Below are 16,781 nucleotides of genomic sequence, written 5' to 3' on the forward strand. Positions count from 1 at the left end.
ACCCAGAAAATCAATCGGCGAATGTTAGGGAAGGCACCCCTAGCCCTCCAGCGCCGTGCCCTGCGGCAACTGTTGCGGCAACAGTTACCGAAAGCGCCGAATTACGAGCAAGTGGAGAAAATGACCGCCTTAATTCAGGCCCCTAATCAAACTCAAACCGATCCGTTTCCTGGAGGGGCGACTGCCAGGGTAGAGGGAGATTGGATCATCCTAACCAGCAACCGCAGATGAAGCACCCCCTTTTGGAAGATGCTACGATGCCGCTAACTCAGCCGACTGGGAATTAATCAAACCCATCAGGAGTTCCCGCATCTGTGCGATCGCCTGCTGTTGATGACCCTCCGTCTCCTGAACCTGAGTCAACAAGGTCCTGACTTCTTCCAACTTAGACTTGAGTTCATTGACTTTATCTTGCAGCGGCTGCAACATCTCCTCATAGGTGGTGACTCGACCGCGCAATTGGGCCGCGCTAGAGCGCTGTTGAGCCAACTGTGCCTCCAATTGCTCGATCGCCTGCCGTTTTCCGTCCATTTGATTAGCGCGATCGCTCACCTGACCCTGAACCTCATCGAGAGACTGTCGAGTGCGATCAATCTCCTGTTTAATCTGAGCCAGTTGCTGATCCAAGGTTTGTTTCTGTTCGTCAATTTGTGCCAACACCGGATCCAGAGGTTGAGCTGGCTTAATCGGCGTTGCATCCCCATGACCTTGACGACGAGCCAAAACAGCTTGATGTTGAGTCAAGGTTTCTTGACGTTCCCGGAAATTTCGGCGCTGACCCACCAAGGTTTGGTCTAACATTTGATAAGCTTCCTGCTCATCGGTTAAATTGCGCTGAATATTCCAGCGATCGGAGTCATTAGCATTCGCCAACTGTCGCTCCAGATCTTGAATCATCTCCCGTTGTAACTTCAACTCCTCTTCTTGACCATTCACAAATTGAAATATTTTATCCAAATCTTGCTGAAGATTTTGTGCTACCCCTTGTAGTTCTTCAATCGGCATCCTTTCCAGAGCTTCTATATCCACCTTTTGAACGACAACCACCTGTTCAAACATCTCCGAAAGTTGAACCAATTGACCTCTTAAGAGCACTTGGTTCTGCACCTGAGCCTCTAAAGTCTTTCCCTGGTTTTGCTGAATCGAAAGCGTCTTTTCCAGGAGTTTTAACTGGGAGTGAGCCTCAGCTAAATCTCCCCGATTTTGTTCCCACTCTTGACGCAATCGCCCTAATTCTTGTTGTTTGGCCTCCGCTTCCTGTTCTTCTAACTGCGCTTGGGAACGATTTTGTTCCAGACCTTGCCAGTGTTCGTCAAGAACAGCCTGCTGTGAGGAAATTTGTTCCAGCACAACTGCAATCTGTTCCCCAATCGAAGCCGTCGGAGGGGTCGTTTGGGTCAAATAATCGAGCAATTCCTGAATGTGAGTGGCGAGTCCCTCATCCAACTTAACAGACTGTTGGGATTGAGCCAGTTGCGCCTCCATGCCCTGTTTTTCAGACTGGAGTTTTTCCAGGGCCGCATCGAGTTCCTGCTGCTTGGCTTGAAGTTCATCGCGAATGCGTTGTGCTTCTTCCGAGGAGCCTTGAATTTCCTGGCGTTGAGACTCCAGTTGAGCGATTTCTTCTTCTCGAACTTGAAGTTCCGTTTCCCGGCGCTGGAGTTCCTGACTTTGGTACGTCAGAGACTGCATCCATTGCTCAATTTCTTCTTCCTTGGTTTTAATTTTCTCTTGGCCTCGGGAGAATCCCTGCAAAATACTGACAAGACGATTAGCTGCCTCTTCAATATTGCCTTTAATTTGTTTATTAGGACTCAGATCGACGAGTACCAGAGTCCCCGCATTCAAATTATTGGCATCGTCCGCTGGGATCGTCTCCGATCCGGGTACTGCCGTCCAGCTTTGCTCACCTCGCTGACAGGCGAGTAGTTTGAGTTCAGCTTTACCGCTACCCAGGCCAAAGCTGCTTTTCTGTTTTTGTACTTCTGCTAGATAAAGCACGCCGATCTTCCTCTTCCGTTTCTATGCCGAATTCTGATCTCAACCAATACTTTGATACGTTTTTGCTAACCTGAGTTAACCTATTAATCAGTTGAAGGCTGGCCTCAACCCAACCGTATCAATTCCAGAAACAATCGGGTCTTTCTTGCCCAATAAGCAAGGTTTAACCGTTATGAAACTACGTTTAGGTAACCTGTTGTTTAGGGTAAATACTCTTAAACAATCAGGATACATTCTTGGGGGTTTAAGAGCCAACTTTGGGAACAATCCGGTTGGGACTTTATCCATTCGACTGCTATACTCATGGTGATGAATCTGTGCCTCCTTTTTTGACCCTGTTTGGCTGGAAGTTATTGCTATATCAGCAGTGTTCTTAACTGTAGATTTTTTAATGTGAGGGGGGACTAATTTAACCCTTTGGAGCCGAGTATTTAAAATAATAGGGGTTATGGCTATATCCGCCGATATCTGGACTAATAATAATTGAACTAATGTCAGCTTAGGGATATCGGTTGGGCCTAAATTTCCGGGGTCTGACTCACTTATTTTTTTTGCGTAAAGAACAAAATTAACGTTAGCAGACAATGACCGGATTAATTGAATCCCGTGAAGGGGATTCAACGGAATAAATTCTGGGCTTTTGGGCATTTTTGGTGCGGTTGATGTGGCCTTCATCTGTTAAAACCCGGTCTGAAACCCCGGGGGTTATGGCGAGAAGGGGGATGGATTTTTTCGGGGATCTAATTCCGTTGGAACTCTCCGAAATCTGGATATGCTCCTTCAACCCGGGTTACCTAGATGTCTGATTTGAAGACGAGTCTGGCAACTGATGAACAAGCCGCTCATCTGAACTAGGGGGGATTCATCCAGTAATGGTGTGATTGGCTTTTTCAGCATTTTAGCCGGTATGGGTAGTACCAGATCCTTCCCATTGGGAGGGTTGCTGACATCTCATAAGCCTATTGGGGGAGATTCCCCAATCTTTAACTGCGTTGAGTGCAGTCTTATTATGGCCTACCTAAATGGTAGCGTACCTTAGCATTTGTTAGCTTGACAATCACCGTCGCGATCGCCACCGGGATTCTTAAGACTGTACAGCCTTAATATCCCTATTGTCAGGGTTTCCGGGCGCAATCCTTTGGCCAAAAATGGCAGTCTGCTATCCTAGTCTGACAAGGAGCTTCCTCGGTCGTGACTTTCCTCCATTCCGGGGGTAGGTTTTAACGTCTTTTACTGACGATTTAATCGGTTCAGAACCAAAGTAATTGGTTGTGATTAATTATGTTGAGCATCCGTACTGCTGTTAAGCTAGATACTTGATTTCTCAAAATTCGCAACTTTCTACTCTTTTGACGATACCACACTTGCCAGACATTTGTGCAATTGGTAGATCTGATAGGCAGGATTTATCCGGCCTATCCCTTTCATACCTGGACTAAAGTCACAGGGTTTTCAGGGTATTTTTTATAAGCATAAGCTAACCTGTTAATCAACCCCAACAATCACTTGAGTTTGACGGAAAGCTCAGTTTTTTGACCTCCGGTGAATGGTTAGAATGATCTGGGTTGGTTAGAATGACTCGACCCCAGGCGATCCCCTCGCGGCGATCGGTGCGCCGCTTCCTAACAGTAAACCAGACTGGGGAGGACTTAGGCCAGCGATCGCCGAGCTTGATTGAGGCGATCGCCCCAAGCAAGTAGGGAGAGGTTGACCTATAATCAGAACGAACACTGTAGATCGCTCCAGTGGAGATTCCCAGCTGGGTCAGTTGCCGATCTATCTGCTGTGGTCTGCGCTTTTAGCGCTTAAACCTCGCCTGGGAGAGTGGCGGTTACCGTAGTCCTTAAGGACCTTCTGGCTTACCCTGCACCTACCGCTGGCAACGGAAAAAGTCTAAAAAATTGGAACACACAGATGGCAGCTACGGGTCAGAACCTATAAAGGCGTATCATACCCTATCAGGGAAGCGATCGCATGAATGTCAAACTAGGTTGAGTGGTAGACCCCGTCATCTCCAATCGGCCCAAGAACCGGGAGAGAAAGAAAATTTTGTTCTATTGTATCAGGCCCAGGAGCGTTTAAAGCCAGTTGTTGCACCACCCCCAAACCCGGGAGTTGTAACCCCCCAGAATTCTGGGGTGGGAATCAGTCAGGCCAGGAGATCATCCAGCTTATTCGCGCATCATAACAATCAGCGTTCACCGTTCCACTACCGGGGAATAAGACGGTACAGTAAAAGGACATCTGTGGCAATTCTAATCGGGCTGCTTTGAACCGGATACCTCAAATAGAGGCTGATCTTCAAGAAGATCCACGGTCAAGGCATGGTCAAAGTGCCACAACCGGCTCAAAACAACTACCCGGATGAGGTGAACAGTGTATTCCCTACCCCTGCGGGCCTTACAGCGCGATCGGGTTCAAACGGTTTTAAGGAGAAAATTTTAGTGGCATGCAGGGAAATTTGAATGAAATCGATATTCGGAGCATTCTACAACTCATTGAACTGGGACAGCGAACAGGAGAACTGTTTGTAGAAGCTTATGGAATTAACTCAGGCAATACCTGTGGCGGACGTGATAACGTGCGTGACTCCTTGGTGTATCGCTATCCTTACCGAGATAAGCGATCGCGCTCCTGTGACCAATCCTGGTTTGTGTTCTTCTCCAATGGACAAATCATTTATGCGGCCAATACGGATACCAGCTTATCGAGATTGCGGGACTTCCTGCGGCGCTATAACGAAGAAGCAGCCTTAGATAGCATCACCAACCTCTCCATTTCTGCAACCAATGCCCTAGAGTATGGCTATTTATGGACCTTACTGGAAAACCACATCCTCACCCCAGCGCAAGGACGTAGCATCATTCAGGGCATGGTTCGCGAAACCCTCTTCGATCTACTTAGCCTCCACCAAGGCTCCTTTATTTTTGAAATGGGTCCGGCACTCGCGCCGCAACTGACCACCCTAGAGATTGCGCCCCTCGTGACCAAAATTATCAAGCAAGTCCAGGAGTGGAAACAATTTCATCCCCATATCCAATCCCCAAATCAATGCCCGGTGATCTCCGATGCCGCCCAGATGCGCGAAGCCCTTCCAGAAAATACCTTTAATAACCTCAATCGCTGGGCAGATGGGACCACAAACCTCCGCCAAATGTCTCGATACCTGAATCGCGATATCTTAACCGTCGCCCGTGCCATCTATCCCTTCGTTCAGTTGGGATTAGTCCAACTCTTTTATCCAAACTCATCCTTAAATGGCAACGGGTTGGGAGAATGCGATTTAGATCAGGGATTTAAAATTCCGCGAGTGGTCTGTATCGAAGATGACATGACCGTGGGCAAAACTGTGGAAGCAATTCTGGCCCAATATGGGTATGAAGTAACCGCCTTAATGAATCCCCTCAAAGCCCTGAGTTTAGTCTTCCACCTCAAACCTGACTTGATCCTGTGTGATATTACCATGCCCGAACTGGATGGGTATGAAATCTGTGCGATGCTCCGTCATAGCAGCGCCTTTCGCCAGACCCCAATTGTGATGCTCACAGGCAAAGATGGCTTTATCGATCGCGTCAAAGCTAGGATGGTTGGAGCCACCGACTATCTCACCAAACCATTCGGTTCAAGTGAACTCTTAACCATTGTCGAAAAATATATTGGCCCCGGTGACCCCGATGTTCCTGAACCGGACCGGGTATTAGCTGAGGTGATAGAAGCCGAACTCTAGTCTCTAGGAGGGATGATCACCCTAACACACAGCCCACGGAAACGGCGATCGCCGCCTTGCTCAAGGGCCAGTCACACCCCGGGCGATCCCGGCTCAAGGCGGAATCAACTTGAGTCCAGAGGGACCGCTTATGTTAAAACCCGGGTTTTTTGACAAACTATTTGGCATGGAGCACCCCATTTGGGCCAAAAACCTAGTTTCTTCTCCCGGGAATCTAAAACGGTCCCCCAAGACTAGAAAATCAGAAACTTTTGGAAACCAGAATCCCAGTCAGTTTAGATCCCGAAGCGTGAAGAAGTACACAAGAGAAACGCGGTAGGGCTTTCCACATAGCGTCTAAAGATGCTATGTGGAAAGCCCACAGGAGCGGTTTTAACCGCCTACTGCTATAGACTGGAACGATTGAATCAAAACCGATGGTATAATACAGATTGCAATGGTGCTGCCAACATCCTTCGCAAAGTAAAGGGAAAGTTCAAACTAGATTTGGGCGGACTTATTAGAGGCACAATGAGCAGCGCCCATCAGCATTAGGCTGTGTTCTAATGCTGTGCAAGAATCCCCGTGTCTTTAGACATCGGGAGTGTCAATATCATTAGCACCAAACCAGGCCAACGAACGCTCTTTTTAAAGAAAGGGTCCCGAACCGGAGGCTGCTCGTTTGTCCCCCTCGGTTAGTTGGACCAGAACCCCTGCCCGATGAGCCATCGGTGCGATGACCGCCCGTTGGCTCATCGGCTCTTTGAATACCCCCAACAGTGGGTTACCCAAATTGACCGCACCAGAGGATGGGGGGGTGAAAGCCTTAATTTTACTGAGTGCTTTGGGGCCAATATAATAGGATTTATTTCTAATTTTCAAAGGAAAACTACCTGTCACCCACTGTGTTGAAGACGCTTGCACTGTTAAACCCATCCCTCAAATGTCTCCGGTTGCATAACCTGGAGGCAGTGGGACTAAGACAAGCACGCCGCCAAAGGGGCGGTCCCATTAATCTATTTAGAGAGCTTTTCACCGAAGGGAAGTTATGAGTACAGTTCTGGTTGTAGAAGATAGCGTCACGCAACGGGAGATGATCTCAACCCTACTGAAAGAGAGTGGATTGAATGTTACCGTAGCAAGTGATGGATTAGAAGCCCTGGAACGCATTCAGGAGACCTGCCCGGATCTCGTGGTACTCGATATTGTGATGCCTCGGATGAATGGCTATGAAGTTTGTCGTCGTCTCAAGGCTGATCCTAAAACCAAAAACGTTCCAGTGGTCATGTGTTCATCGAAAGGTGAAGAATTTGATCGGTATTGGGGCATGAAGCAAGGCGCGGATGCTTACATTGCTAAACCGTTCCAGCCTACTGAACTGGTGGGAACGGTCAAACAGCTACTCAGAAGATAGGGGACTTGTAATCATGGTGGGTAATCCGGATTTTTTAACGGGGATTGGCTTAGAACAAGCACCGGAATTTCAAGAATTAGAAAGCCCTGAAGGGGAGTTACATCTTCGTTTTTTCGTGCCGTCTGGCAATGAATTTGCTTTAAGTGCAACGGGGATTCGCGAAGTAATTTCCCAATCTCCCGATCGCATTACCCTGATTCCCAACGTCTCATCCTTACTGTTGGGAACGCTCAATATTCGAGGGCGGGTAATTTGGGTCGCGGATCTGGGTCAATTTCTCGGAGAACCCACAACCTTAAATACCGATCGCCCGGAAATTCCCGTGATCGCAGTCGAAGACCAAGACACTATACTAGGGTTAGCGGTTGATCAAATCGTGGGAATGGACTGGCTTGATGTGGAGCAAGTCCGACTACCCACGAATGTTCCAGACAGTATGGCTCCTTTTTTACGGGGGGAGTGGGTAATCCCACCCAAAGAAAAAGACAAAAAAGAAGATAAAAAAGAAGACAAAGAAGAAGAGGAGAAAATTTTGCGACTGCTGGATCAGGTGGCGATCATGCGATCGGCGCGATGGGCAGCATAAATAGCCCCAACCGGGGATGTCCCATAAAACCAACCGCCAAGGCGAGTTAAAGGCAGCTCAAGTTGATTAAAACCCAACGGGAGTGAATCAAGCTGACCAAAAGTCAACCTCAAGAGCACTGTACCTGCACGGATTCCCCGCATCACTGCTGAGTGTTCCGCTTAAAGTGACTCGGCTGACCTACAGGGATTTCACCTGCCTTCACCATTGTTGGTGATGCCATACTATTCTTAGAAATCCTCAGCGATGAGGAGGTTTGAGAAGGTTAAATGTTGCACGGGGCTTTAAATCCATTTTATTTTGTAATATCAGTCTCCTAGAATCCCATCAAGGCATTCCATAAATCCAATGGATCTAACTATAGTTTCACTTAACCTTGATCAGATTTCACTAGAAAAATTGTAAGAGCGCACCAGGTAGGCACCGCCAGGAGGGGGTAAATGGTATCAAGTCCGGACTATCAGCAGGAGTACGAACAAGCTTTAACGGCCTATACCGAGAAAAATTATGAAGAAGCAGCGGGAATCGTCAATCAATTAGTTGCGAATTTTCCCGAGGATCCCAGTGCTCGACTCTTAGCCGGTCACATCTATTGTTATGGATTGCAAATGTATGATGTGGCACTCGGTCAGTATGAAGGGGTGCTGAATCTGACGGATGACCCGGCTTTCGTTGAGGGAGCGTCCCAGGGCATGGAATACGCCAATCAGTACGCTACAGAAGGGATGCAGTCGAACGATTATGGGTATGATCCGGACAACGAATTTGAATCCGTAACGGAGAATTTCCAGACGGATTTTGATCAGATTCAATCAGAACAAGATACAGCCTTATTTGAAGGAGAAGCCCCAGCCCAGAGTGATGAAGAAGAATTCTGGGAAGAAGAAGACTCGGCCCTGGGTTTGCATGACCGCGCTTACAATGAAGCCTTAGCCATCAACCAGATTGGGTCGAATTCATCGGACTTGGGTATGGAACTGGATCCGGTGGACCCCAATCTCGAACTCGAATCAATGGAATTTGAGGAGTTTGAGGGGTTGGAGTCCGGAGATTTCGGCGTGGATTCTGCCACGGAAGAGGACGGACTGGTCAATCCCTTTACAAGCGAAGAGAATTATGAGGGGATAGTGGATGAAGACCCCTTTGCCATTGATGACGAAGAAATCCTGTCCGAGGTTCAAAACAACCAATGGAGCGATCCACTGGCATCTGAGTTACCCGACTTTTTGCCTAGAGAGGATGAAATGCCCGATTTAGTCGGGGAGGAGACGGCGATCGGGGTCTCGAATCAGTCCCGGTTTGATCGGGACCATGACGATTTGGACCTAATGGATTTGGCAACGCCGTTTCAGGAGTTTGAAGAGGCGTTTGCGCCGGAAGATGATATGGACTCGAAGTCCAATTCAGACCCGCTAGAGGATGACGAAGCCACCAGTTATTACCACAACAATGGGTCGGCGATCGATTCAGATTTTGACCTGTTCGATGCCGCTGATGATTTAGGAAATGATTTCAGCGAGGATGATCAAGACGAATCCCACCATCAGAATGGCAAGGGTGCGGGGGATCCAGGGCTTCCCTATGATCTTGACGAAGACGGAGACTTTAACTCCCCTTCTGAGGAGGAGGAAACCCTGTTAATGGGACGCAAACAGCTCGAACAGACTCAATTGCTCAACTCAATTTCCAAAACTTCGGGGCAGCCTTTCTCCCAGCCCAAAGGACTGGCTCAACCGGAAATAGACGATGACGATGATGACTACGATAGTAAGACCTTTGTCTCCGAACCCACCAATGGATTCAACCGGGTGGATAGTTACGATTTAGAGGATTTTGACGACGCCTTTAGTGGGGAAAATTCCTTTGATTCGGAGGACAACAGCGAGGATTTTCAGAACCGGCTCGCCACCGCGTCCCCTCTGCAAGAAGAGAGCGTTGACTTTTTGGGTGAGTTCGATGATTTTGATGATTTCGGCAATATTCCCGATAATATTCCCGATTTCGATCTGTCGGAGGATACGACAGGTTCGAGTACGGGTGGATTCGGAATGGGCAGCATGGGCAGAAAAGCTTCCTTCCGAGACATCGACGATAGCTACGATATTGGCGAAGATACGGATGGATCGATCATTCGGGATGATGAAATTTTTCGGATCGCGGGAAGTGCTGAACAAGTCCCGGTGTTTACCCAATCGGAAAACGCTCCGGTAGAAACCGTTACGAATACAGAACCGGGGATCTTGGGCTTTTTAGAAAATGCATCCCTGGTGAAAAAATTCCTGTGGATTGCGTTAATTTCTGGCGGGGTCTCAGCGATCGCAGCGGCTTCGGTTTCTTTTGCTTTTTCCAGTCAACGCAGTTGGCCCCAACAACTGAAGGACCCGATGATGGCCTTAGCTGCTGGAGGGGCCAGCATTCTCACTTGTTTTGGGGTGGGCAGTGCCAGCGCTAAGTTGATTCGCCGTTCTATGGACGATTTACAAGCGCAATTCGATACGATGTCTCAGGGCAATCTGTCCGCCCGAGCAACAGTTTATACCGAAGATGAATTTGGCCAGCTTGCCGCTAAATTCAACCAAATGGGGCGAATCATCTATACCACTACCTCGGAAGCTCAACGGAAAGCCGAAGAACAGGAACAGTCCAAGGAAGACCTGCAACGACAAGTGATTCGCCTGCTGGATGATGTGGAAGGGGCGGCTAGAGGGGACCTGACGGTTCAGGCAGAAGTGACCGCTGATGTCCTCGGGGCCGTTGCTGACTCATTTAATCTCACGATTCAAAACCTGCGGGAAATCGTTTTGCAAGTGAAACTGGCGGCGCGACAAGTGACTAAGGGAGCAACGGATAGCGAATCGTTTGCCCGCAGTTTATCTACCGATGCCCTGCGACAAGCCGAAGAACTGGCGGCTACTCTCAATTCCGTCCAGGTGATGACGGATTTGATTCAACGGGTGGCCGATAACGCTCGGGAGGCTGAAGAAGTGGCAAAATCTGCCTCGGCGACGGCGAAAAAAGGTGGAGAGGCGGTGGAACAGACTGTGGCCGGGATTCTGGAAGTCCGGGAAACGGTTGCAGAAACTACGCGAAAAGTCAAGCGATTGGCGGAATCGACTCAAGAAATTTCTAAAATTGTGGCCTTGATTGCAACGATCGCCGGACGGACCAACTTATTAGCGCTCAACGCCAGTATTGAGGCGGCTCGTGCGGGGGAAGCGGGTAGAGGGTTTGCGATTGTGGCGGATGAAGTGCGTCAACTGGCCGATCGCTCGGCTAAAGCTCTCAAAGACATCGAGCAAATCGTGATGCAAATTCAGAGCGAGACGGGCGGGGTGATGGTGGCAATGGAGGAAGGTACTCAACAGGTTATTGAGGGGACTAAGCGGGCAGAACAAGCCAAACGGGCCTTGGAAAATATCATTCAGGTGACCAATCGCATCGATGTGTTGGTGCGATCGATTACGGCAGATACGGTGGAACAATCCCAAACCTCGCGATCGGTCGCCCAGGTGATGCAAGCGGTGGAACTCACGGCCCAGGAAACTTCCCAAGAAGCCCAGCGGGTCTCGGGTTCTCTGCAAAACCTCGTGGGTGTGGCGCGAGACCTGTTGACCTCCGTGGAACGGTTCCGAGTGGAAACTGGAGAGCGTCGCTAGGCTCTACAAGCGGCCTTTAAGCACCGGCAAGGGTTTTACCTGCCTTGGTGTGGGGCACTCAGTTGTTGATTGTAGAGATGCTCTAGGGCGTCTCTACAGTTGTTTAGAGACAACGGCCCGGGGGTTTCTCAGGGCGACAGTGGTGTATGTTTGATAACCAAATCGGTAGGAATGGGTACATTGATCCCAGGTGACAAGCCGTCAAACCCATCAAGAACCGATGGCTTCAGAGGGACCTTAACCCCGATGAGAAGACGGCGATCGCCTACGGACGACAACCCCTCTAAACTGGCATCCGGCTTTTCCAATCAGCAACATCCGGACCCAAATAGGGGATAAAACTCCGTTAAATAAGCCGATCAGACCCTTGTTTAATAAATAGGAATAGGAATGGGACACCCGCTATGCAGCCGGAACAACGAGAGCGAATAATGGGCTATTTTATTGAGGAGACCACAGAACACCTCAATACAATAGAACAAGGGTTGCAAAATCTGTCGAGTGCGGTACAAGATCCGTCCGTACTGGCTGAACTCTTTCGTGCGGCCCACTCAGTTAAAGGGGGGGCAGGAATGCTGGAACTGGCTGCCATTCAACAGATTGCTCACAAACTAGAAGACGAATTTAAAGTGCTTCAGGATGTGCAAGTCGAAGTTGATCCCACGCTCTCGTCCCTATTTGTGAGAGTGTTTCGGGGGCTTCAGGACACCGTGGCTTTAATCTGCCTACCCGGTGTCTTAGACGAAGCAAAAGGAGCGGCGATTTGTGCCGAAGTCCAACCGGCGATCGCTCAACTTCATCAGCATTTAGCCCGGTTAGTCCAGGCTCAAGAGAGTCCCTCGGCCTTCGTGACCCGCACCCAGAATAGAATCCAGATCGGGGGCGAACTCACCCGCATCCAGAGTCCGCCCAAGCACAGAGGGGCAGACGAAGACAGTGCCCAACAACTCATCTTTAAAAGTGACGTCTCTCGGCTGTTGCAAGAAATGGTGCATCTGTTGAAGCAGAGAGAAAATCCCGATCGCCAAGAACGGATGCAAGAAATCTGCCGCCAATGGATACGAGCCGGAGAGCAATTCGATTTAAAATTGTGGTGTCATTTAATTGAGCAGGTAGCCACTGCGATCGCTAATCCAGAAAATAGCTATCGGGTTCTTGCCCCTATTCTCATCAAAGAAATCCAAAAGGCTAGAGAACAGGTTCTCTGTGGCCATGCAGAAGCCATTACAGTCAGTCCAGAACTCGAAGGACTGCTACTGCCTCAACAACAAGAACCGACGACTTCATTACCTAGCCAAATCATACCTGAAACCACTCATACAGACTCAAAATTTAATCCTATGTCTAATATGTCAAACTCCGATCAAAATCAACGAACCTCCCAAGGACGCGACTCTACAAGGAAAAAGAATCATGATTCAGAAAACAACCACACCTGGGGAGAAGATAAACGGGCTGCCAAACCCAGTTATAACAGTGGCCCGGAAGTAGGAGCAGCCGAACTTAACACCCTAGCGGACTTATTTGAAGGAGAGAGTTCCTACTTTGATGAACACTGGGAAGGAGAAAAAATCGTAGAAGAAGCGAATACCGGGGAAGGGACCCGGGAAACTCTAGCCCCGGACCCGGGAGAACTCCTCTCTACTACCCATGATTTTGACGATTTATTATTTGAACCCCCTTCGGACAATCAAACCCAGATGAGTAGTCCGGAAAATGACGAAGAGGATTTAGGCAACTTGTTCGGACTTGAGGGATTCGTGGAGATGGAGGATAGCAGCATCAGCGAACATCACCGGAGTCCCTCCCCAGTAGAGCCCCTCAAGTCCTCCAATGAAAAACTAGATGACTTGGGAGATTTGTTTGAGGAAGTCGCCACAGAAGAACTCAAAGAACCCGATGATTGGGAGCAAATGTGGGATGATGAGCCGCTAGATGCGGTCAGTGAAATCGCCCCACCTGCAACGGAGGCGGAGTTCTCCCTAGAGACAGCTGACGATTCAGAATTTAGGGATTTGCTGGAAATCAATAGATTTGAAAGTGGCACGGAAGCTGGGGGAGACCCGTTTGCAGCGGAACTGGCAACTGAAATCCCCATCAATGAGGAAGATTTTGACGACTTGTTTGGAGAGACAACCGAGTCCGAGGATGCCTCCTCAAATCTTACGGCGGCTGAGGAATCAATGGATTGGTTTGACTCCGACCCCGAGGACACTGTAGCTATAGAAGACGACTTGACGGATTTATTTGAACTCGACACCGCACCCGCCCCGTCAATTGAAGCCCCGAGAGAGCCGGTAAAGCCCGGAAAACCCGCCCCTACCTCTGGGCAGTCCGACGAGTTTTGGTTGGACTTTGAGGACACGGATTCAGAGCCCCAGTCTGATGTATTAGAAGCCTTGGATGGCTTGTTTGATGATGAACAGCCCCCGGCGATCGCAGATCTTGACCTGATGGAGGAGTCGTCTTTAGATTCTGAACTGTTTGGGGACGAACTCGCGGCAGAGGATGACAACAACGACCTCTTCGAGGAGAGTGAGAGCAACCTCGACGGTGAGGATTGGAATTGGGACCCGGAGAGTTCGGACGACAAGGAAGACACCAGCGATTTTTATCAAAACTTAGAGTCCCTGTTCGATGAACCGACAGGGCGATCGCCAAATCTCGATGTCAACCAGACTGCCCCGCCCCCCCAAGGGTTATCCAAGCAAACCGTATCAGGGTCTGGATTTTCTTCGTCCACAGAGGCCAATTTAGACTTTGATGAGTTGTTTGGGGAAAATCAGTCCGTCTCCCCGATGGGTAAGCGAGTCGAAGCCAAGCCTATCGCAATATCCGCCCCCATCCGAGAGCGCCTGGACTTGCCTCCGGAACCCAAACTGACCCCGGGGTCAGATGTTTTTACCGAATTAGACTACTTGTTAGCAATGGGGCCGCTCAAAGCGAGTTTTGAGGAGTTAGAAATCCTGTTAAACCCGATGAGTAGCCAGAAGGCAGAAGCAACAAGCATTTCCACTGCTCCGGCTGCATTACCGGCGAATGCCTTGTCCGACAAATCATCATCGGGCGTCCCAGGACCGGCTCTAGATTCCAAGCATCTCGACGGTTGGGGTGATCTGGAGGTTATGGTGGACACTGGGGGTAGCGGCTCCCAAACTGGGGGCAGAATTGCCCCTCGGCGTGGGGGCTTTGAACAGACCATGCGGGTCCCGGTGCGCCAATTAGATAACCTGAGTAATCTGGTGGGGGAACTGGTTGTTAATCGCAATAGCATCGAGCAGAATCAGGAACGGATGCGGCAGTTTTTAGATAATTTGCTGCATCAGGTTTCCCAGCTTACGGATGTAGGGCAGCGGATGCAAGATTTGTATGAGCGATCGCTCTTGGAGATTTCCCTGCTGGCTTCGCGACAAAACTACCACTTTATGGGAGGGAGCAGTAATAGCCATCAGGACCACTCCAATGGCGGTTCTGATTGGAGCGCCCTGGAAATGGATCGGTTCACCCCGTTCCATAGTCTGTCCCAAGATATTTTGGAACTGATTGTTCGGGTCCGGGAATCGGCTTCGGATATTGAATTTTTGGTCGATGAAACTGAACAGGTGACCCGGCAACTACGCCAGGTGACGACTCAGTTACAAGAGGGACTGACGCGATCGCGCATGGTGCCTTTTGCTCAAACTGCCGATCGCCTACCCCGTGGGGTCCGGGATAATGCGATTAAGTTTGGCAAACAGGTGGAGCTTCAGGTTGAGGGTCGCGAAACTCTCATCGATAAGATGATTCTGGAGCAACTCTCTGATCCGATGACCCATTTAGTCAACAATGCTCTGGCTCATGGGGTGGAAACCCCCGAGGAACGCCGGAAAAAGGGTAAACCTACCGTCGGTCGGATTGTCGTCCGGGCGTTCCACCAAGGGAACCAAACGGTGATTTCGGTATCTGATGATGGAGCGGGGATTGATTCAGAAAAGGTGAAGGCTAAGGCATTACAACGGGGGCTGATTTCGCTGGAAGTGGCGAATAGTATGACTCGCTTGGATGTCTATGATTTACTGTTTATGCCTGGATTTAGTACCAAGGATCAGGCAGATGATTTGTCTGGTCGCGGGGTCGGGATGGATGTGGTTCGGACCAGCTTAAGCTCTATTCGTGGGGTGGTGACGATTGATTCGACCCTGGGTAAGGGGACGACCTTTACGATTCGTTTGCCTCTGACTTTGAGTATTTCTAAGGCCCTGTGCTGTATTAGCGATCGCGCCCGGATTGCCTTCCCGATGGATGGGGTGGAAGATATGATCGATGTCCCCCGCGATCGGATTCAAACTAAGGAAGATGGTCAGACGTTTATTCCCTGGCGGGATACGATGTTGCAGTTCCGTCATCTGCGAGAACATTTGGTTTACAATCGTCAACTCGGACGCGGGAACTATGTTCTGCCCACCTCGGAAGAGGATATCATTTCTGTGGTGGTCCTACGTTCAGGGGGTAATTTGCTGGCGCTTCAGGTGGATCAGGTGTTAGGGGAACAGGAAATCGTGATTAAACAGCTCGAAGGACCTGTGCCGAAGCCCTTGGGAATCGCCGGTGCAACGGTGATGGGGGATGGCCGCATTGTGGCGATCGCGGATGTTTTAGAATTGCTCGATTTGGCTGCGGGACGTGTGCGGCCAACAGGCCCCGAGGGCGTGTGGAAGAATTCCCTGAGTACCCAGAACCCACCGGAGGCTGAAAGAGAGGAGGCGATCGACCCGAGGGTCCTGATTGTGGATGATTCGATTACGGTGCGTGAACTGTTGTCTATGACCTTTAATAAGGCGGGATACCGGGTGGAACAGGCTCGCGATGGTCAAGAAGCTTGGGAAAAAATGCGATCGGGTCTCCCCTGCGATTTGGTCTTCTGCGATATTGAAATGCCCCGGATGGATGGGTTGGAACTGCTCTCGCGAATGCAGAAGGATCCCATCCTCACCACTCTGCCGATCGCGATGCTCACTTCTCGCGGTGCGGACAAACACCGGCAAATGGCGATTCAAATGGGTGCCAGTGGCTATTTCACAAAACCCTATTTGGAGGAATCGTTACTGGAAGCTGCCGGACGAATGCTTAAAGGTGAAAAGCTGGTCTCGCTGAAGACGGAGGCCGGGGTTTAGCCTTAAGTTCTCGGGGAAAAGACAAGCGCGATCTCGGTGAAGCGATCGCGCTTGTCTTTTCGGGGAAGTTTTCTTCTGTTGCTCAGACCGAACATGAAGAAACGACTGAAGTCGTGACGTTGAACATTTTGACACTCCCACGTCTAAAGAGCATGGGATTCTTTAAGAGTCCAGAATTTAGACCTTAAGGGCGTAGTCAATGCGCCCCTACCTATTCACGCTCACTGACTCTCGCCATGAGGCTTACGGCTACCTTTTTTAATCT

Annotated in this window: 9 protein-coding genes; 7 read left to right on the forward strand and 2 right to left on the reverse strand. The window is 49.7% G+C overall.

The window, feature by feature from the left end; all coding sequences use genetic code 11:
- The coding region (locus J0895_RS10305) for a TilS substrate-binding domain-containing protein (protein WP_207088015.1) at window positions 1-231 on the forward strand (231 nt) is incomplete at its 5' end.
- Between the two features lie 21 nt (window positions 232-252).
- On the opposite strand, the gene hmpF is transcribed toward J0895_RS10305, so the two are convergent.
- Window positions 253-2,001 carry a pilus motility taxis protein HmpF gene (gene hmpF / locus J0895_RS10310; protein WP_207088016.1) on the reverse strand — a complete coding sequence of 583 codons (1,749 nt, stop codon included), beginning with the start codon at window positions 1,999-2,001 and terminating at the stop codon, window positions 253-255.
- Between the two features lie 1,574 nt (window positions 2,002-3,575).
- On the opposite strand from hmpF, the gene J0895_RS26355 reads away from it, so the two are divergent.
- Both J0895_RS26355 and J0895_RS10315 read left to right on the forward strand, forming a co-directional pair.
- Window positions 3,576-3,701, forward strand: a complete 126-nt coding sequence (locus J0895_RS26355; RefSeq protein ID WP_277989816.1) for a hypothetical protein — start codon at window positions 3,576-3,578, stop codon at window positions 3,699-3,701.
- Between the two features lie 749 nt (window positions 3,702-4,450).
- Window positions 4,451-5,728, forward strand: a complete 1,278-nt coding sequence (locus J0895_RS10315; RefSeq protein WP_207088017.1) for a response regulator — start codon at window positions 4,451-4,453, stop codon at window positions 5,726-5,728.
- Window positions 5,729-6,355: 627 nt separating this feature from the next.
- On the opposite strand, the gene J0895_RS10320 is transcribed toward J0895_RS10315, so the two are convergent.
- The gene (locus tag J0895_RS10320) at window positions 6,356-6,643 is read right to left on the reverse strand and encodes a hypothetical protein (protein ID WP_207088018.1); all 288 of its coding nucleotides are present in this window, start codon (window positions 6,641-6,643) and stop codon (window positions 6,356-6,358) included.
- A gap of 112 nt (window positions 6,644-6,755) precedes the next feature.
- Here J0895_RS10320 and J0895_RS10325 point away from each other — a divergent pair, with 112 nt between their 5' ends.
- From J0895_RS10325 to J0895_RS10340, 4 genes are all read left to right on the forward strand, one after another.
- On the forward strand, window positions 6,756-7,121 hold the full coding sequence (locus tag J0895_RS10325) for a response regulator transcription factor (RefSeq protein WP_015150212.1): 366 nt from the start codon (window positions 6,756-6,758) through the stop codon (window positions 7,119-7,121).
- Window positions 7,122-7,134: 13 nt separating this feature from the next.
- Complete coding sequence (locus J0895_RS10330; protein WP_207088019.1) at window positions 7,135-7,707, forward strand: chemotaxis protein CheW; 573 nt, start codon at window positions 7,135-7,137, stop codon at window positions 7,705-7,707.
- A gap of 440 nt (window positions 7,708-8,147) precedes the next feature.
- Window positions 8,148-11,363 carry a methyl-accepting chemotaxis protein gene (locus tag J0895_RS10335; RefSeq protein ID WP_207088020.1) on the forward strand — a complete coding sequence of 1,072 codons (3,216 nt, stop codon included), beginning with the start codon at window positions 8,148-8,150 and terminating at the stop codon, window positions 11,361-11,363.
- 404 nt (window positions 11,364-11,767) lie between these two features.
- On the forward strand, window positions 11,768-16,516 hold the full coding sequence (locus J0895_RS10340) for a response regulator (RefSeq protein WP_207088021.1): 4,749 nt from the start codon (window positions 11,768-11,770) through the stop codon (window positions 16,514-16,516).
- Window positions 16,517-16,781: the final 265 nt, after the last annotated feature.

Source organism: Phormidium pseudopriestleyi FRX01 (genome assembly GCF_017313335.1).
Taxonomy (GTDB): Bacteria; Cyanobacteriota; Cyanobacteriia; order Cyanobacteriales; family Laspinemataceae; genus Laspinema; species Laspinema pseudopriestleyi.